General features: G+C 42.5%; 17 protein-coding genes and 1 riboswitch. Of the genes, 8 read left to right on the top strand and 9 right to left on the bottom strand.

From position 1 onward, the window contains the following. Nucleotides 1-57: 57 nt before the first annotated feature. Together MKZ05_RS05610 and MKZ05_RS05605 are read right to left on the bottom strand one after the other, a co-directional pair. Nucleotides 58-366: a metal-sulfur cluster assembly factor gene (locus MKZ05_RS05610; RefSeq protein WP_003211530.1), complete on the bottom strand. Its 309-nt coding sequence runs from the start codon at nucleotides 364-366 to the stop codon at nucleotides 58-60. A 45-nt stretch (nucleotides 367-411) separates the two neighbouring features. Beyond that, nucleotides 412-1,197: an alpha/beta fold hydrolase gene (locus tag MKZ05_RS05605; protein ID WP_339161740.1), complete on the bottom strand. Its 786-nt coding sequence runs from the start codon at nucleotides 1,195-1,197 to the stop codon at nucleotides 412-414. Nucleotides 1,198-1,333: 136 nt separating this feature from the next. On the opposite strand from MKZ05_RS05605, the gene MKZ05_RS05600 reads away from it, so the two are divergent. From MKZ05_RS05600 to MKZ05_RS05590, 3 genes are all read left to right on the top strand, one after another. Next, nucleotides 1,334-2,146, top strand: a complete 813-nt coding sequence (locus MKZ05_RS05600; RefSeq protein WP_050945320.1) for a Cof-type HAD-IIB family hydrolase — start codon at nucleotides 1,334-1,336, stop codon at nucleotides 2,144-2,146. 88 nt (nucleotides 2,147-2,234) lie between these two features. Beyond that, nucleotides 2,235-2,387: a hypothetical protein gene (locus MKZ05_RS05595; protein WP_008348539.1), complete on the top strand. Its 153-nt coding sequence runs from the start codon at nucleotides 2,235-2,237 to the stop codon at nucleotides 2,385-2,387. After that, the gene (locus tag MKZ05_RS05590) at nucleotides 2,384-2,575 is read left to right on the top strand and encodes a DUF3813 domain-containing protein (protein ID WP_024425070.1); all 192 of its coding nucleotides are present in this window, start codon (nucleotides 2,384-2,386) and stop codon (nucleotides 2,573-2,575) included. The genes MKZ05_RS05595 and MKZ05_RS05590 overlap by 4 nt, the downstream gene beginning before the upstream one ends. Before the next feature lie 61 nt (nucleotides 2,576-2,636). Here MKZ05_RS05590 and MKZ05_RS05585 read toward each other — a convergent pair whose 3' ends face one another. Continuing rightward, nucleotides 2,637-3,092 (bottom strand): BsuPI-related putative proteinase inhibitor, encoded by a 456-nt coding sequence (locus MKZ05_RS05585; RefSeq protein ID WP_003211396.1) that lies wholly within the window; start codon nucleotides 3,090-3,092, stop codon nucleotides 2,637-2,639. Between the two features lie 14 nt (nucleotides 3,093-3,106). Then, on the bottom strand, nucleotides 3,107-3,949 hold the full coding sequence (locus MKZ05_RS05580) for a YitT family protein (RefSeq protein ID WP_003211320.1): 843 nt from the start codon (nucleotides 3,947-3,949) through the stop codon (nucleotides 3,107-3,109). Between the two features lie 140 nt (nucleotides 3,950-4,089). Between MKZ05_RS05580 and MKZ05_RS05575 the strand changes: the two genes are divergently transcribed. Further along, nucleotides 4,090-4,947, top strand: a complete 858-nt coding sequence (locus MKZ05_RS05575) for a DegV family protein (RefSeq protein ID WP_003211090.1) — start codon at nucleotides 4,090-4,092, stop codon at nucleotides 4,945-4,947. A 48-nt stretch (nucleotides 4,948-4,995) separates the two neighbouring features. On the opposite strand, the gene MKZ05_RS05570 is transcribed toward MKZ05_RS05575, so the two are convergent. From MKZ05_RS05570 to MKZ05_RS05560, 3 genes are all read right to left on the bottom strand, one after another. Continuing rightward, nucleotides 4,996-6,645 (bottom strand): methyl-accepting chemotaxis protein, encoded by a 1,650-nt coding sequence (locus MKZ05_RS05570; RefSeq protein ID WP_050945323.1) that lies wholly within the window; start codon nucleotides 6,643-6,645, stop codon nucleotides 4,996-4,998. Next, nucleotides 6,642-7,619, bottom strand: a complete 978-nt coding sequence (locus MKZ05_RS05565) for a BMP family ABC transporter substrate-binding protein (RefSeq protein ID WP_339161737.1) — start codon at nucleotides 7,617-7,619, stop codon at nucleotides 6,642-6,644. Before MKZ05_RS05565 ends, MKZ05_RS05570 begins: the two co-directional genes overlap by 4 nt. A gap of 232 nt (nucleotides 7,620-7,851) precedes the next feature. Then, entirely contained in the window at nucleotides 7,852-8,700 is an 849-nt protein-coding gene (locus MKZ05_RS05560) for a S1 RNA-binding domain-containing protein (RefSeq protein WP_339161735.1), read from the bottom strand. Nucleotides 8,701-8,937: 237 nt separating this feature from the next. On the opposite strand from MKZ05_RS05560, the gene MKZ05_RS05555 reads away from it, so the two are divergent. The 4 genes from MKZ05_RS05555 to MKZ05_RS05540 all read left to right on the top strand — a co-directional run bounded on the left by MKZ05_RS05555 (nucleotide 8,938) and on the right by MKZ05_RS05540 (nucleotide 15,944). After that, nucleotides 8,938-9,429, top strand: a complete 492-nt coding sequence (locus tag MKZ05_RS05555; protein ID WP_003211707.1) for a YajQ family cyclic di-GMP-binding protein — start codon at nucleotides 8,938-8,940, stop codon at nucleotides 9,427-9,429. Between the two features lie 81 nt (nucleotides 9,430-9,510). Continuing rightward, nucleotides 9,511-9,629, top strand: a riboswitch (SAM riboswitch). Between the two features lie 78 nt (nucleotides 9,630-9,707). Then, nucleotides 9,708-11,549: a bifunctional homocysteine S-methyltransferase/methylenetetrahydrofolate reductase gene (locus tag MKZ05_RS05550; RefSeq protein ID WP_137054802.1), complete on the top strand. Its 1,842-nt coding sequence runs from the start codon at nucleotides 9,708-9,710 to the stop codon at nucleotides 11,547-11,549. After that, a complete protein-coding gene (gene metH / locus MKZ05_RS05545; RefSeq protein WP_339161731.1) occupies nucleotides 11,533-14,961 on the top strand; it encodes a methionine synthase in 3,429 nt (1,142 codons plus the stop codon). The genes MKZ05_RS05550 and metH overlap by 17 nt, the downstream gene beginning before the upstream one ends. A 125-nt stretch (nucleotides 14,962-15,086) precedes the next feature. After that, complete coding sequence (locus MKZ05_RS05540; RefSeq protein ID WP_339161728.1) at nucleotides 15,087-15,944, top strand: GNAT family N-acetyltransferase; 858 nt, start codon at nucleotides 15,087-15,089, stop codon at nucleotides 15,942-15,944. A gap of 67 nt (nucleotides 15,945-16,011) precedes the next feature. Here MKZ05_RS05540 and MKZ05_RS05535 read toward each other — a convergent pair. Beyond that, nucleotides 16,012-17,162, bottom strand: a protein-coding gene (locus MKZ05_RS05535) for an IS3 family transposase (RefSeq protein ID WP_339160451.1) whose coding sequence is annotated in 2 segments (ribosomal slippage) — nucleotides 16,012-16,889 and nucleotides 16,889-17,162 — 1,152 coding nt in all. Because the reading frame shifts where the segments join, the coding sequence is not laid out codon by codon here. 113 nt (nucleotides 17,163-17,275) lie between these two features. Next, entirely contained in the window at nucleotides 17,276-19,090 is a 1,815-nt protein-coding gene (locus MKZ05_RS05530; RefSeq protein ID WP_339161725.1) for an IucA/IucC family siderophore biosynthesis protein, read from the bottom strand. Nucleotide 19,091: the final 1 nt, after the last annotated feature.

Raw genomic sequence — 19,091 nt, 5'->3', positions numbered from 1 at the left:
TTTTTCATAAAAAAACCCGGTACGAGTGTTCCTCATACCAGGCATTTTCATTTGTGCTTATTGAATACCGAGCGCGATTTTTGCGTATCTTGACATTTTGTCTCGTGTCCAAGGCGGATTCCATACGATGTGAACTTCTGTTTCTTTCACTTCTGGAAGATCACTTAATGCTTTTTTCACTTCATCCACGATAACTGGTGCAAGGGGACATCCCATTGATGTTAAGGTCATCGTGATATCCGCTTTTCCATTCTCATCAAGATCGACATCATAGACAAGTCCAAGGTTGACGATGTCGACATTCAGCTCAGGGTCAATCACCTGTTCTAGGGCGCCTAAAATATTTTCTTTCAATGCTTCATCCATGATATCCACTCCTTTTCCATTAGTATAACGTACTTTTTCTTTTGACTAAACGTTTGTGCTTTTCAGATGTGTCACAAACCAGTCAATCGTTTCAAACATTGCCTGTCTTGAGACCTTATGGCCAGCTTGTCCATCTGTAATAAAACGAATCAGGTGCGGATCTTCTTTATATTGGGTTGCTACTAACTCGTCATAAAGAGCTTTTGCATGCCGATAAGGGACAACTGGATCGTTTTCTGCATGCCAGAATAACAGCGGTCTTTTGTTTAATCGATCTGTTTGCAGCGTTAAATCATAAGGACGCAGCGCGTCTAATTGCTGATGAATCTCTTCGTCTGTAATTTCTTTCATCAACCCTTTGTTCCGCATATTCATGATTTGTGCTTGTAGGAATGTCGTATATTTCGGACTGCCCATCAAGCTAACTGCCGCTTTAATCCAATCATGCTTGGCGAGTGCACCAAAGGTCGTGATGCCGCCCATGGAAGTACCTGCAACACCGATCAGATCGGCTTCAATCAATTGTTTTTCTTGAAAATATGTTTTGAGTATATCGATTTCATGTATTTCGTTCAGGACAATTTCCCAGAACCTTGACGCCAGTTCCTCTAAGCTGAGGTTTTCTGATCTTACACCATGATAAGCACAGTCAGGCAAAATCACTCTCATGCCTTTTTCCGCCAAATGAAAGGCGAAGTGTAAGTTGTGCTCGCGTGCACTTGTAAATCCGTGTATAAAAAATACAAGCGGCAGCGGTTTGTTTTTATTTTCAGCTTTTACGATATGTAAAAATGGAATATCGCGCGCAATTTGCTCATCAATGGTGATCACAGCCTATGAATCCTCCTTTATCATTCCCGTCTTTGTTTATTTTAACATGTAGACAACAAAGATGTGATAAAGATACACTATAGGTAGAGGCGCCGCAAGAACTGCCTCCTATCACTTACAGATCAAAGGAGATTTTATGGAGACTAAACCTTATCTAATCGCACTTGACCTGGATGGCACGTTATTAAAAGATGATAAAACCATCTCTACACACACACTTGACGTCATTCAAAAAGTGAAAGACAGCGGGCATCATGTCTGTATTTCGACCGGACGGCCATTTCGTTCCAGCTCTCCTTATTATCAGCAATTACAGCTTGATTCACCCATTGTGAATTTTAATGGAGCGTTTGTCCATCATCCTCTTGATGAAAAATGGGGAAGATTTCATACGTCACTTGATCTTCAAGTCGTTAAACAGCTTGTAGACATTAGTGAGGAGTATAAAGTACACAATGTGCTAGCTGAAGTGTTAGACGATTTGTATTTCCATTATCATGATGAGAAGCTCATTGATATATTTAATATGAATGCAAATAAAGTTACTGTTGGAGACCTTCGGGACAACCTTGGAGAGAATGTGACGAGCGTGTTAATTCACGCAAAAGAAGAGGACGTTGGAGCCATTCGAAGCTATTTATCAGATGTTCATGCAGAAGTGATTGATCATAGGCGATGGGCTGCTCCGTGGCACGTGATTGAGATCATTAAAACAGGCATGAACAAGGCCGTTGGACTGCAAAAGATCAGTGATTATTACGGCGTTCCACAGGAGCGGATTGTGGCATTCGGAGATGAAGACAATGATTTAGAAATGCTTGAATTTGCTGGATGCGGTGTGGCTATGGGCAACGGAATTGATGCTGTGAAACGTATTTCAAATGAAGTCACTGATACAAACGAACAAGATGGGATTGCAAAGTTTCTAACGAATTACTTCTCGCTTTAATTTTTCCATTCATACATAGCAGATGGAAGCGGGCATACTACCTTTAGACAGGTTGTCCTGTCAGCTTGTGTAAAGGGGCGGATTCCGAATGGGTAAAAGAAGCAAATCGAAACGCTTTATACAACAAGGTAAAGATTCAGTCAGTCTGCATGATGCACGTTTTCCTTATCGTTCTACGCTTGAAGAAGCTGCGGAGGACAGGGGAAACATGAAGACTGATGCTTCTGGAGGTTCATTGTGAGAAACGAACTTTTTGATCAAGCCAAATCATTTACTGAAGAAGCCCTTACTTCTTCATTTTCATCTGGGTTAGAGCGTCAACAGGCGGTCAAACGAGCCAAAAATGCCGTATCATCTGCATTTGCCAATTCGACAGATGCAGAAAGAAACCAGCTGCATACCTTCCAAGACTTGCTCGATGATCTCTAACATAAAAAAGCTGTCCACACCATTGGACAGCTTTTTCTGATTCTCATGAAGCTGAAAGCACTTATTTCACTTGGAACGTTTTCTTTTCCGTGATTTGCTTCAGCCCTTCTGCTTTTCCTTTAAATGTGACGACCGCTTCATACGTTCCCGGCTTGACACCATTTGACCACGTATCTTGAAAATCATAGGCTTCGCCTTTCTGTAGTACAAATGATTGGATGGCCTGAGTGAACATACGGTCTTTTGAGTAGCGGTATTGTTCATTTCCGTTTTCATCATACACACTGAGCTCGAATTTCTGGCTTGTGTTAAAGGTAAATTCAATATCTCGATCTGATTCATTTTTCAGTGACATGTTAAATTGAACCGAAGAACCTTTCTGGACGGGGTCTACTGTGAGTACAACCGTTTTTTCTCCCATTTGACCGGATACCTCCTTGTTTGGTTCATCCTTTTTTTGTTGTCCACAAGCGGTTAAAATCAATACAACGAGAAGAAGCACCAACCCTTTTTTCATTCGCTACCCACCTTTTAATCTCGTCTGAAAAATCCAAGAATATTAGTTGTTTGCACAATATTTGTAAAGGCTTTTGGATCGACTTCTTTAATAATTTGTTCAAGTTCATACAACTCATACCTTGTAATGACGATCACCATCATTTCTTTTGGCTCATTGGTAAAAGCTCCCTTTGCAGGTACAGTCGTAATACCTCTGACCATTTTTCCATAAATGGCTTCCTTGATTTCATCAGCCTTCTTTGTCACAATCATCGCGGTCAGCTTCTCATGTCTTGTATGGATGGCATCAATGACCCTTGTGGTCACATACAGTGTGACAAGGGTATATAATGCTTTCTCCCAACCTTGTAATAATCCTGCTGTAAAAATGATGATACCATTTAAAATGAAGAAATACGTGCCGACTGGTTTATCCTTCCACTTCGCTAAGATCATGGCTATGATGTCGAGTCCGCCTGTCGATGCCCCAAATTTGAGCGTGATCCCAATCCCTACTGCTGATATCACGCCGCCAAACACAGCATTTAGTAAAATATCATGTGAAACACTCGTTTCTGGTAAGATGCCGAGGAAAATGGTCGTCAGGGCCACACTGATGATGCTGTAAAACGTAAAGGAACGGCCCACTTTCATCCACCCTAAAATGCCGACTGGAATATTTAAAATAAATAATAGAATCCCTGTGGATACATAAAATGGCGCATATTGATCCATTAAGCTAGATAACAGCTGGGCTACCCCTGTAAACCCACTCGCGTATACATCAGCTGGAATTAAGAATAAATTTAGTCCAATCGCATTGAGCAGTGCACCAATGACGACGACAATGAGTTTTTTTGCTTCTCCGATGAACATATTGTCATTCCTCCACTTACCATTCTCTCTATGGTTTTCCCTAAAATTTAGAATTTGAACACGAAAAGTTGATTTCTGTGATATAGTTAGGCTAAAAAGTTGTAAAATATGGCTGATTTTTTTAGAAAGAAGGGATTTTGATGACTGTTCATATCATAGCAGACAGTGCTGCTGATCTGCCTCTTTCTTATTATGATGAACATAACATGACGGTTATTCCGCTCCGTGTATTGCTTGGCGAGCAGGAATTTGAAGATTTGGTCACCATTGAACCAAAACAAGTATTTGATGCGATGAGACAAGGTGCTAGCCCAAAAACGTCACAAGCTTCACCAAACCGAATCAAAGAAGCCTTTGTTTCTCTCGCACAAACCCATACATCTGCAATCTATGTTGCCTTCTCATCAGAGCTTTCTGGTACATATCAAACCGCTGTGATGATGGCAAACGAAGTGAAGGAAGAATACCCTGATTTTGATTTACGAATCATTGATTCTAAATGTGCTTCACTCGGCTATGGGCTTGCTGTCAAACACGCTCAATCACTTGCCATTGACGGAAATACAATACAAGAAATTGAAACGTCTGTAAAGCATTTTTGCGAATCTTTACAACATATTTTTACTGTAGACGATTTATCGTATTTAGCAAGAGGCGGAAGAATTAGTAAAGCGTCCGCATTTGTTGGCGGTTTATTGAGTATTAAGCCCATTTTACACGTCGAGGATGGAAAGCTCATCCCCCTTGAGAAAATCCGCGGACGTAAAAAGCTGTTGAAACGCATTATTGAACTGATGAAAGAACGTGGAACGGATTGGTCAAATCAAACTGTTGGCATTAGTCATGGTGATGATCCTGCACTTGCAGAAGACATGAGACAATTGATTGAAGCCGAATTTCATCCAAAAGAAATTGATATTCAGATTGTCGGCGCAGCTGTTGGGTCCCATTCAGGCCCAGGTACGCTTGCCATCTTCTTTACAGGCAAACCATCATAAAAAGCACCCTTCCCTGACACATCACGGGAAGGGTGCTTTTCTTATGACTTATGAAAGTTTAAAACGGTGGACGGTTTCATTTAACCTTGCCGTCATACTCATCAGTTCTTCTACCTGTTTGTTCATTTGATGGAAAGATTGCAGCTGTTCATTGGCCGAGGCAGAAATTTCTTCACTGCCAGCTGCTGTTTCTTCTACAACCGCACTAATATTTTCAATCGAGTTGAGTACTTGTCCGCCAAGCTCTGTTGATTGAACAATTTGGTCATTTAAGACCGCCATTTCTCGTTTAATGTGCTGCGCTTTTGTTTCTATATCTTCAAAGGAGTGTGAGGTTTTGTCCATCGCATCCTGCTGTTGAAGTGAAAGCTTGACTCCTTCTTTGACAGTTTGACTAATGGATTGAATGCCTCTTTCAATATGACTGACCATATCAAAGATTTGTCTTGTAGCGTTAGATGATTCGTCAGCTAGCTTACGAATTTCATCTGCTACAACGGCAAAGCCTTTTCCAGCCTCACCTGCTCTTGCCGCTTCAATCGCTGCATTTAGCGAAAGTAAGTTTGTTTGATCCGCAATGTCAGAAACTGTTTTGGCCATAGCCGAGATCCCGCTAGCATATTGCGTGAATTCTCCTGCCGACTGCTCGATTTGCCTTGTGGCATGTGTATTTTTTTCAATCGCCGTTTTGGTTTCTGTTAACGTGTGCTTTCCACTTTCCACTGCTTCTATCGCATCCCCTGTACTTTGGATGACTGTTTGTGAACGTTCGGAATTTTTACGTCCATGCTGATCCATCTTTTCAATCAAGCTAACGCCATGCTGGAGATCCTCTGAAATGGCCTGTGACCCATTTGCCATTTCGTCTGTCGAGACAGATACTTGATTTGCAGATTCCATCAGCTTTTTGTTTTCATCATCTAACTGGATCGAGAATGTCTCTACTTGACTTGAGACATTACTGATTTCTTTAATCAAACTAATCAGTTGATCTGTCATTTGATTAAAGGATTCATTCAAGCCGCCGATTTCATCCTTACGCTGAATGTCCATTCGCTCGACAGCAAGGTTGCCTTCTGCGATCTGCTTCGCTCGGTAGGAAAGTGATTTAATCGGTGTCACGATGGATCTTGTTAATCCAATATTTAAAAAGACAGCAATGACAATCAGTGTGAGGGCTGCGACGAGTGCACTTGTGATGATCCATTGCACATTATCCGCTGTATTCTCTAGATTTTGTTTATATGCTTCTTCTGCTCTTTTATTCATTGTATGGATGTCGTTTAAAACACCATCAATTCTTGCAGCGACCCGTCTTGCATCTGATGCGTTTTTTTCACCAATGGCATTATTTGCTTCCTTGGTCCACGTGTCATATTTTGCATTTAACCTTGTTAATTCATCTTTATTTATATTTCCTGCGTGTTTGTTTAACGTTTGCAGCTGTTTTTTTGCTGTAGAAATACCGGTTTGAACAACCTCTAGCTGTTCATCAGAAAGGGTCATTGAATAATTGGTCATGGTTTGTTCGACGCTTTCAAAGCTTGCCTTCGTTTTTTGAACATTTAATAAGGCTTGAACTTCTGTTTCATTCGATGATTGGATCTTTGTCATACTGACAATGATAAAGGCGATGACGCCAACTGCTAAAAGAAGTGAGACGAGTGAGTTGAGTAAAATTTTGATGCGCAAGCTCATGATGCGTCCCCCTCATCTTTTAGCAATTGCTGCTTCAGTACATTTACTTTTTTGGTCAATGTTTCAGCATCTTTGAGCACCCGAATTCTTGCCATATCGATTCCGTCATTGTTTAAGTCGTAGATAACATGCCCATTTTTGATTTGATTGCTCTTGACGAGCTGTTCGCTGAATTGATAGACCACTTCATCGACTTTTTTTACCATGGACGAAATCACCGCTTTTTCAGCGGTGTAGTACTGATCACTATCTACACCAATGGCATATTTGCCCTGCGCTTGCGCTTCTTTTAATACACCGACACCTGTATAGCCAGCTGCGGCATATAAAACGTCTGCTTTCTTTTTGATCATGCCTTTGGCTATTTTACTGCCTTTGTCCGCATCACTAAACGTATTAGCATAGGTGGATAAGATCTTGATGTTCGGATTCACTGATTTGGCGCCTTTTTGGAACCCTTTTTCAAAACGATGGATCAACTCCGCATCGACACCGCCAACAAATCCAATGACATCACTTTTCGTTGTCATGGCAGCAAGTGCGCCCGCTAAATAGCTGCCTTGCTCTTCTTTAAACGTCACGGAGGTCACATTTTTCAGCTCAGATACGGCATCGATGAGCAAAAAGTGCTTCTTCGGATATTTCTTTGCGACTTTTTCTAAGTCTTCTTGCATACTAAAGCCTACCCCGATGACGAGATCATTGCCAGCTTTTACAAGCTCGGTCAGTCCTTTTTCATATGTATCGGTTTCTGCAATTTCTCTATAATCAAATTCAATACCTAGGTCATCACGTGCTTTTTCTAATCCTTTAAACGATGAATCGTTAAATGATTGATCACCAAGACCATCATCTGTGAGCATAACGCCAATATGCTTCGCATTTGATGCTGGTGGTTCCCCTTGTTGATTGCTGCATGCGGTGAGCACCATAAGCACGGCTACCAACAGAAGCAATGAAATTTTCACTTTCATCCAAATACACACTCCTTTTGTCATCCTTACTCCTTTCTTATCGGATTTGAGAGGCGTTGTTTCAATGATTAAGTGAAGGTTTTTCAGCTTTTTTCATGACTTTTTTCACTAAAAAAACCCATTATTTATCACAAATATAAAAAAAGGGATAAAACCATGATGATTTTATCCCTTTTTCTTCATTTCAGTGTGATATGAAAACCCATGAGGTTAGGGTTCTCTTTCACGCTGCTCATTTTTTCTCGTATGTCCAGCCCTCTTTTTGGTAGACTAGGCCGTTTTTCATCAAATGACCTAATGCTCGTTTAAAGGCTGCCTTGCTCATTTGGAATCGTTCACGGATGTCTTCTGGATCACTTTTGTCTCCATAAGGCATAGCACCATTTCTCGTTTTCATATAGGTTAAGATTTCTTCTGCATCGACAGATAACGCTTCCTGTTTTCTAGGGAGCAGAGAAACGTTCACGGTCCCATCCTCTTTCACTGCAATGACACGTCCTGTCACGGTCGATCCTAATCTTGGTTCTTCCTTTCGTTCCGTGCGGTGGATAAACCCTCGCACGCCTGTATCTGTCAGCATAAACGAGCCTGTCGCAATTAAGCGATAAATCGTACCAGTGATTTCTTTGTTCATTAAGGTTTCGGGTGCCTCGGTAAACAATTCACTGATCACATCTTCAGTGGCTGGCTTTGCGAACATTCTGCCGTAGCTTGTGACTTTCAGCATACAGTAAAGTTTGTCTCCTTTTTTCGGCCATGCTTCCTCAAAAGGCGGTAGATGTTCTGTTGCAACAAGTGCATCCTTTGAAAGCCCAACATCCACAAATGCGCCCATGTCTTCTAGGACGTCTACGACTTCTACCCAGCCATATGTATGCGCATTGATTGTCGGTATTTTCATCGTCGCAGCTAGTCTTTCTTCATGATCTACGTATAAGTAGACCTCTACTTCATCTTGGTCACCAATATCTTCTGTCATTTCACTGCGGTGCAAGAGGACAGAATCTTCACCATCTGTCAAAAAGTAACCGTATTCCATCTCGTTCTCTATTTGCAAGGTCAGTTGCTCACCTGGTCTCATGTTCTCTTCCTTCCTATCTGCTCATAAAAGAGCGTTCGTTCATCTTTTGATTCACTTTATTCTACTATACTTCTCCTCACATGAACATCTCTAGTTCTGTTAGCTAAAGTGGTCAAACCGAACGCGATTTATACCGCTGCTGGCAGAACTCTTTGACTCATCTCTTTGATAAAGTTTCTTCTTCTCCACGTTGCATGATAAAATAGACGCAATATCTATCCATGGAGGTCATGTGTTATGGCAAAAGAAAGCTCATTTGACATTGTATCAAAGGTTGAACTGCCTGAGGTGCAAAACGCCGTTCAAGCAGCGCTGAAGGAAATTAAAAACCGTTATGATTTTAAAGGAAGTAAAAGTGATATTTCTCTTGAAAAAGAGGAGCTCGTGCTCATCTCTGATGATGATTTTAAGCTGGAGCAGCTAAAAGATGTACTTGTGTCAAAGCTGATCAAACGAAATGTTCCAACTAAAAACATCGACTACGGAAAAACCGAGCATGCCCTTGGCGGAACCGTACGCCAGCGCGCGAAGCTGATCAGCGGAATTGATCAAGACAACGCCAAAAAGATCAATGCACTCATTAAGCAATCCGGCATCAAAGTGAAGTCACAGTTTCAAGATGACCAAGTGCGTGTAACAGGAAAAAATAAAGATGATTTACAAGAGGTTATTTCTCTTATGCGCAAGGCAGATTTACCGATTGACGTTCAATTTATAAATTTTCGATGAATTTCAAATTTTCCATTGATTATTTCCGATTTTTTCGATACAGTGGATGGAAGTTCAATTTATTGACATGTTCATATCGCTTTCTTATCAAGAGAGGCAGAGGGACTGGCCCTGTGAAGCCTCAGCAACCGGTGTAGTAGAAATATATTTTCTATGACCAAGGTGCTAAATCCAGCAAGCAACTGCTTGGAAGATAAGAAGAAGAATTACGATACAGCCAAAAAGTCTTCTTCTTATCAGAAGGCTTTTTTTGTTACATAAAAATAAGGAGGAAACCAATGGGCCTATTACAAGACTTACAAAACCGCGTACTGATTGCTGACGGTGCAATGGGAACACTTTTATACTCTTACGGCATTGACCGCTGCTTTGAAGAATTAAATTTATCGAAAGAAGATGAAGTAAGGCGCGTGCACGAAGCATATGTGCAGGCTGGTGCGGACATCATTCAAACAAATACGTACGGCGCAAATTATATTAAACTATCCCGCTACGGCTTAGAGGAAGAAACAAAGCGCATCAATACAAAGGCGGTACAAATCGCAAAAGCAGCCGCCGGCTCTGCTTATGTCCTTGGAACGATCGGCGGCATTCGAACGTTTAACAAAAATGCCTATACAATTGAAGAAATTAAACGAAGCTTTAGAGAGCAGCTGTACATTCTATTAAATGAGCAGCCCGATGGATTATTGCTAGAAACGTATTATGACATGGAAGAAGCGAAGGCCGTTCTCCAAATTGCACGAAAAGAAACGACTCTCCCGATTGTCATGAACGTCTCCATGCATGAACAAGGTGTGTTGCAGGATGGAACACCGCTCAAGGATGGTTTATCTGAATTGTCCTCTCTTGGCGCAGACGTCGTTGGCATCAACTGCCGGCTTGGCCCTTATCATATGATTCAGGCACTCGAAGGCGTTCCAATTTTAGAAAATTCTCATTTATCAGTCTATCCCAACAGCAGTCTTCCCTCTCTTGAAGAAGGCAGACTCGTCTATGATACAGATAACGATTATTTTCGAAAAAGTGCACTTGAATTTAGAAATCAAGGCGCACGTATTATCGGCGGCTGCTGCGGAACAACGCCTCAGCATATTCACGCAATGGCTGAAGCGGTCAAGGATTTAGCCCCGATCACTGAAAAAGAAGTGAAAGTATTAAAAGAAGAAGTCATTTCGATTCAAGATCAGCGGACTGAACCAGGTCTTGATGAGCTCGCTACGAAAAAACGGACGATTATTGTAGAGCTTGATCCGCCGAAGAAGCTGAACTTCGAAAAATTCCTCGTCGCGGCAAATGAGTTAAAGAATGCAGGCATTGATGCATTGACATTAGCCGATAATTCTCTTGCGACTCCGCGCATTAGCAATGTGGCTTGCGGGGCATTATTGAAACAGCAGCTTGATATGCGTTCACTCGTCCATATCACGTGCCGTGATCGTAATTTGATTGGGCTTCAATCCCATTTGATGGGTCTCGACACCCTTGGTTTAACTGATATTTTAGCCATTACAGGCGACCCTTCTAAGATTGGAGATTTTCCGGGTGCAACGTCTGTGTATGATTTAACCTCCTTTGATTTGATTCGGCTGATTAAGCAGTTTAACGAAGGCCTTTCTTTCTCAGGGAAGCCGCTTGGCAAAAAGACCAATTTTTCAGTAGCTGGCGCGTTTAATCCAAATGTTCGCCACATTGATAAAGCGGTCAAACGTCTTGAGAAAAAAATCGAATACGGTGCTGATTATTTTATTTCACAGCCTGTTTATTCTGAGGAACAGCTTGTGAAAATTCATGAGGAGAGCCGTCATTTAGATAAGCCGATTTATATTGGCGTTATGCCGTTAACAAGCAGCCGAAATGCGGAATTTATTCATCATGAAATTCCAGGCATCAAATTATCTGATTCCATTCGTGACATTATGGCCAAGGCTGGTGAGGATAAAGAGAAGCAGCGAGCAGAAGGCTTAGCGATTGCCCGCTCTTTATTAGATACAGCCTGCGAATTGTTTAACGGCATTTATTTAATTACCCCTTTCCTTCGATCAGACTTAACAGCAGAACTAACCACCTACATTCATCAGAAAGAAAAGGAGTCAAACACCCATGTCAACTATCACTGAACAGCTTAAGAAACGCATCCTCATCCTTGATGGTGCAATGGGGACCATGATTCAAAATGCCAATCTCACAGCAGAAGACTTTGGCGGAGAAGAGTATGAGGGCTGTAACGAGTATTTGAATGTGACAGCCCCTCACATCATCCGCGCGATTCATAGAGAATACCTTGAGGCAAGCGCCGACCTCATTGAAACGAATACGTTCGGGGCTACAAAGCTCGTCCTTGACGAATACGGGCTTGGCCACCTTGCCTATGAACTCAATGTACGGGCTGCCCAGCTGGCAAAGGACGAAGCTGACCGTTTCTCCACGCCGGAGCAGCCTCGATTTGTTGTTGGCGCGATGGGTCCCACTACGAAAACATTATCTGTGACAGGCGGCACAACCTTCGATGAGCTCGTCAAAAACTATGAAGAGCAGGCCCGCGCCTTGATTGATGGCAAATGTGATGCCCTTCTTTTAGAAACAAGTCAAGACATGCTGAATGTAAAAGCTGGGTTCAAAGGCATTCAGGAAGCCTTCCAGCAGACAGGTATTGAGTTGCCTCTCATGGTATCAGGTACGATTGAACCGATGGGCACTACCCTCGCTGGTCAGGATATTGAAGCCTTTTATATCTCTCTTGAGCATATGAAACCAATGAGTGTCGGCCTGAACTGTGCGACGGGTCCTGAATTCATGACAGACCATATCCGCACGCTCTCCTCCATCGCCAAGTCAGCGGTTAGCTGCTATCCAAATGCTGGTCTACCAGATGAAGAAGGTCAATATCATGAATCCCCTGCTTCACTTGCTAAAAAAATTTCCGCCTTTGCCAAGGAAGGCTGGTTAAATATTGTTGGCGGCTGCTGCGGAACAACACCTGCACATATACAGGCATTGTCAGATGAAGTACGAACGATTCAGCCGCGTCACATTGCGCATGAATCGTCTCAGCATACCGTCTCAGGAATTGAGCCCCTGATATATGAGGAGTCAATGCGCCCTCTTTTTGTAGGAGAACGAACCAACGTGATTGGTTCACGCAAATTCAAACGACTCATTGCGGAACAAAAGTTTGAAGAAGCATCAGAAATTGCTCGTGCACAGGTAAAAAACGGCGCTCACGTGATTGATATGTGTCTCGCTGATCCAGATCGCGAGGAGGCGGCTGACATGGAAGGCTTTTTACAAGAGGCTATGAAAAAAGTCAAAGCCCCTTTTGTCATTGATTCAACGGATAAACACGTGATCGAAAAAGCGCTCACATATTCCCAAGGGAAAGCCATCATCAATTCCATTAACCTTGAGGATGGCGAAGAACGCTTCGAAGAAATTCTTCCACTTGTGAAGCTATACGGCGGTGCACTTGTTGTCGGCACGATCGATGAAACAGGGATGGCTGTAACAGCAGAACGAAAGCTGGAGATTGCCGTACGCTCTCATGATCTATTAACGAAGAAATATGGCATTCCCGCAAGTGACATCATTTTTGATCCACTTGTCTTTCCAGTAGGCACTGGAGACGAGCAGTATATTGGCGCTGCCGAAGAAACGATCAAAGGCATCAAAATGATCAAGGAAAACCTGCCTGAGTGCTTGACGATTTTAGGCATCAGCAACGTGTCATTTGGACTCCCGCCTCTTGGGAGAGAAATCTTGAATGCCGTCTACTTGTATCACTGCGTCCAAGCAGGACTTGACTACGCCATCGTGAATACAGAAAAGCTTGAACGCTTCGCTTCCATTCCAAAGGAAGAAATCAAGCTGGCTGAAACACTGCTCTATGAAACAAATGATCAAACCCTTGCTGAATTCACCCAATTTTACCGAGGCAAAAAGAAAACGGAGAAAAAACCAAAGGTCTCCTTATCACTTGATGAAAGGCTAGCACTCTACGTCGTCGAAGGAACAAAAGAAGGACTTATCGATGATTTATCCCTTGCTCTAGAGCAATTTGAATCACCACTTCATATCATCAATGGTCCGTTAATGCAGGGAATGGCTGAGGTTGGACGTCTTTTCAATCAAAACGAACTGATTGTGGCGGAAGTGCTTCAGTCGGCAGAGGTCATGAAGGCATCTGTATCGTATCTCGAGCAATATATGGAAAAGCAGCATGCAAACGGAAAAGGTAAGATTCTACTTGCCACTGTAAAAGGAGATGTCCATGATATTGGAAAAAACCTTGTCGACATCATTTTGAGTAATAACGGCTTTCAAGTGGTCGATCTCGGGATCAAGGTGACACCTCAAACATTGATCGAAGCTGTGCAAAAGGAAAAGCCAGATATGATTGGATTATCAGGATTGCTTGTGAAGTCAGCCCAGCAAATGGTACTCACCGCTCAGGATTTACAAAAGGCGAATATTTCCGTGCCCATTTTGGTCGGTGGCGCTGCACTTTCTCGGAAATTTACGAAAATGAAGATTTCGCCTCATTATGACGGACCGGTTCTTTACGCAAAAGATGCGATGGACGGCTTATCTTTAGCCAATGAGTTAAAAGCAAATCCTCTTCAGTTTCAAATAAAGCCCGACGAAGAGTCTGTGGCACCTGTCAAAGAGAAAGAAACAAAGCAGCCACAAGCTGTCATTGAATTACTAGAAAAACGTGCGGCACTCCCTGAGGCACCTATTTTCACACCAGAAAATACGGCACGTCATTATGTAAGAGACATCGATCTGCATCACATTATGCCTTATGTGAATGAACAAATGCTCATTGGCCACCACCTTGGATTAAAAGGAAAGGTGAAAAAGCTGTTGGCCGAACAGCATCCAAAAGCATTGGAATTAAAGCAGCTTGTCACAGATCTTCTAAACGAAGGCAGAGAGAAAAACTGGTTTGCGCCTGCATTTGTCTATCAATTTTATCCTGCCAGTTCAAACGGAAATGATCTGCATATTTATGATCCCGAAGCGCCTGACCGTATCATTGAAACATTCCAATTTCCAAGACAGGAGAAGCTTCCGTACCGCTCCATTTCTGATTATGTGCGGGGAAGCGGTGAAAGGGAGAAAGATTATATTGCCTTATTTGCCGTCACAGCCGGAGCGCGTATACGTGAAGTCGCGCAGCACTTTAAGCAAGAAGGAGATTATTTAAAAATGCATGCAGTTCAAGCTCTTGCGCTTGAGCTTGCAGAAGGATTAGCCGAAAGAACCCACCAAGTGATTCGTGACAAATGGGGCTTTCCTGACCCAGTCGATTTCACAATGGAAAAACGATTCCAAGCGAAATATCAAGGGCAGCGCTATTCCTTTGGTTATCCCGCCTGTCCAAATCTTGAAGACCAAGAAAAGCTGTTCAAGCTGCTTCAGCCTGAAAAAATCGGCATCCATCTAACAGAAGGATTTATGATGGAACCTGAAGCATCTGTTTCAGCGATCGTCGTTTCTCATCCTGAAGCTCGATATTTTAATGTTCATTAATGCAGAACCTCCGAAATTGGAGGCCCTTTTTTGCTGGGAAACTTAGATAAACTTCAATTTTTACACTATACCTTCTTATGGTACGATACACATAGATGAATTCAGCTAAGAAGGAGTTGCGCGTCATGACAAACGTTGTTCAACGAGCATTAACACTCGATGACATACCAGATCTTATCGCATTGTCTCAAGAGGTAGACTGGCCTGATTACAATGCGGAAGAGCTCACATCTCTTTTAACAAATGGATATTTCACAGGTTTTTCAACAGCGGATGGACAAGTCATCTCATGTGCAGGACTTTTCCAATATGATCGAATGGCGTCAATTGGTGCTGTCATTGTATCTGAGACACATCGCGGCTTAGGTCTTGCAAGGAAAATGATTGACACCCTGCTAGATCAATGTGATCAAAGCATTCCTCTCGTTTTAACCGCTACTGTCCAAGGGCGGCCAGTTTACGAAAAAATCGGGTTTCACACGGCTGGTTACATTACGACTTACAAAGCGCAAAACCCAAACCCAGAAGCGCTTCGTGTGTCAGATGACATCCACCTGTCTCCTGCCGATGAATCGCACCTTCCGTGTATTGAAGCACTAGATGAAAAAGGCGCGGGCACAAATCGATCAAGCTTTTTAAAAAACCGGATGAACCGGGCAGCGCAGCGTATCATTGCAAAGAATGAACATCACGACACAACGGGCTTTGCGTTCGGCGTTGAAACACCTGCCAATTTAATGATTGGTCCGCTTGCTGCAAATGATGAACTTACAGCTCTCTCGCTGATCCGTTCGCTCATTTCGTCTTATTCGGGTCCAATTCGTTTAGATATGCAGGAGGAAACAGCTGAGCGCCTCCATGAATCACTTGTTGAAGCAGGTTTTACGAAAACAAACAAAGCGCATTTTATGATGATTCGTGGAAAAGAAAAGCTGAACGATCCCGCTCTTCTTTATTTCCTTGCCTCTCAAGCATTTTCGTAAAATATATAAAGCTGTAGACACTTGATGGGGACTGACCCCCGTTTTTGAGACAGGGATCAAAACACCTTTATACAGCCAATTGCCGATAGTTTATCGGTGATTGGTTGTTTAGTTTCGTTTGAATACGAATGTTGTTATAATAATAAATGTATTCTTTGACAGTGCGTTCTACGATGCTGGTCGTAGTGCGGTCAATCCTGTTAAGATAGAACGTTTCAGACTTTAGTGAGGAATGAAACGATTCGATGGAGGCATTATCAGCGGGCGTCCCTTTACGGGACATGCTCATGGTAATGCCTTTTATATGAACAGCTTTCTGATACTCGTAAGATGTATATACAGAACCTTGATCGCTATGTAACACGCAATTCTCAGGCAGTGCTGGGAGCTGATTAAGTGTGTTTAAGATAAAGTCTGTGTCCTGCTTATCACCAATCGTAAAAGCAATCACTTCTCCATTATATAAATCCAATATACTGGAAAGGTACAATTGTTTCTGTCCATAAGGCAAATACGTGATGTCCGTTACTAGTTTTTCAAGAGGGCGATCAGACTGAAAGTTCCGATCCAGTATGTTACCGGCCACGGCATAGGGCTGCCCATTCTTCTTACGCTTTTTCATTTTAACCCGGCATTGCCACTGGTTTTTCTGCATGATACGTTGAACAGTTTTATGGTTAATACGCATTCTCATTTTTAGTATGGCTGTGATTTTTCGATAACCATATCGATATTTGTGCTTTCGGCACAACGTGCCGACCTGTTTCTCTAGTTGTCTTTTAGAATGATTCTGAGTCAGATCCTTTTTCCATCTATAATACGAAGTACGTAAGATGCCTAAATGGACACAGATGTCCTGTACCGTCATCGTTTTGTGAAATTCTTCTACCAGTTTGATTGACGTTTCCTTATCAACTTCCTTTCCAATTCGTTGTACTTTTTTAACACTTCATTCTGTTGACTCAAATAGCGATTTTCTGCCTGCAGTCTCTCTAATTCGGAAGAGTACTCGGGACCCTTTCCATAGGTATATTGTTTTCCAACAGGCTGTTCGAACCGGTGTGTATCCCCAGCCTTATGCCACCTCACCCATGTCTGAACCTGCGTCTTATTCTTGATATTCAATTTCTGCATGATCTCTTTCATAGGTACGCCTGCCAATCTCATTTCTACAGCCTTCTGTTTGACTTCAACCGGATAACTCACTCTTGTCCCCATAGAAAAAACACCTCCATGTTTTATTTCGGATCACAACGATCCATTTTCAAACTTGAAGGTGTTTTTTATTTGTCTCATCTTACGGGGTCAGTCCCATGTCTACAGCTTTTCTATTACTTCTCACAGGCGGACGAAAGAACATGTGCGAGTGCATTTGTGACCTTTCCATGCTCTGATGCATGCGGGCGGTCATCTCCGTCTCCATACCCATAATCAATCATTCGATTACGATTTAAGCACAGCTTTGTCAGCTTCGGCTGGAATAGATCAAATAGTTCAAAACGGTCCTTCAGCTGTGGGAATTGCTTTTGATACTGCTGAATTTCTTCGGCAAGCAAGCTCCAAAGTGTCACTTCATCTAATAGCTGATGGTTCTCTAACACGTTTGATACGTAACGCAGGTTGCAAATAAACAATCCTGTAAAGATAAACTGCACTAAGCCTTCCGGCGGTTCACTCCGCAGCACTTCTTTTAAATCGTCTCCTAGAGAAGCCAATTCAGGCAGCGGCTGATCACTAATATTCACATCATCGACGAAATCTTTGATCGCCAAACGGTGAGGCTGATGATCTTTTAACACAAGAATCGTATTTTGTCCGTGCGGTGAAAAGACGGTGCCGTATTGATACATAAAGTGCAATAGCGGCGGCATCACCACATGGAAAAATTTCGCCATCCACTCTTTTGCTGAGAGACCTGATTTTTCAATCAGCTGTTTCACATATGGCTCACCTTCATGATCCTCATAAGTGAGTGCCGCAAGTGTAACAGAGTTCTCTCCTTCATCTAAGTACGAGTAAATGCTTTCTCTAAAAATCACACCGAGCATTTCAAGATATTGATACGGGGCACCAGGCAGTTTGCTATAGTAAGGATGATCGACATTAATACTTGCATTCTCACCAGGTAATATCACGCGGCAGACATCAGATAAAAATGAATCTTGATCCGCGATCCCTTTAATATGCGCTGTAATGCGAGGGGCAATGACTGTCCGTTCTGACGGGAGTCCTCGGTACACGAGTGTATTTAAAATGCTCATTGGCAGTTTAATATGATGCTTGCCTTTATTTGAGATGTTCGTAAAGGTTCTGATCGACTGCTGCGGGATATATTGATCCAGTCCCTCTCCTACATACACAATCCGGCGCAACGCCAAATCTTCTGGGAAATGCTGAATAATCATATGTGTCCACTGCCATTTATGAACAGGCATCAAATAATAATCAGCTGCAATCAATCCTTCATCCTTTAGCACGCGGTGAAATTGACGGATCGTGACTTCATCTAACTCTTTGGCAATTACCTGCTCATAGTTTTCATGATCGACTGCATGGAATGTCGCAAGGTCCCGGTGAACAGCAATCCAAGACAGCTGCACACTTTCTTGCCTTTCAGGTGCATAGGCTAGGTAGTCATCATAACTGAACCCAATGCGTCCTTTGTTATACACAATCCAAGGGTGGCCTGTCATTTCTCCTTCAATCCATGCATAATCAGTATCTGTCAGTTCATCCGCACGAAGTGCTTTTTTCGACAGCAAATGTACATCTGCTAACAGGGTGTGATGAAGCTCTTTTATAAGGTGTCCTGTTGTGTCAGAAGACATTGGAATGAGCGGCTGAATGTCTAGTAAAAACACAATGGCACTGACATCCTTTGACCATTTTCCGTCTTGACAGCACTCGATTGATTCAGCAATTGTATCAAAACTATCAAACAAACGAGGTTTTGCAAGATAGCGATATTTCTTATGTTCGTGAATGATTAATTCATACTGAGCAATGCCATCCTTATGATCTAGCTGCACGGGATGAAGCATATCCTCATACATGTATTCAGACAGCATTTTTGCCACCATTCGCTGGTTTGCCTTTTTCCAAGCAGCCGGATTCACCGCTTTTTTCAATTCATCTTGTACACTCATC

Origin of the sequence: Bacillus sp. FSL M8-0277 (genome assembly GCF_037975305.1) — a bacterium.
GTDB classification, from domain to species: Bacteria; Bacillota; Bacilli; order Bacillales; family Bacillaceae; genus Bacillus; species Bacillus pumilus.
Note: the sequence above shows the minus strand (reverse complement) of the source record. Positions and strands in the feature narration are given on the sequence as shown.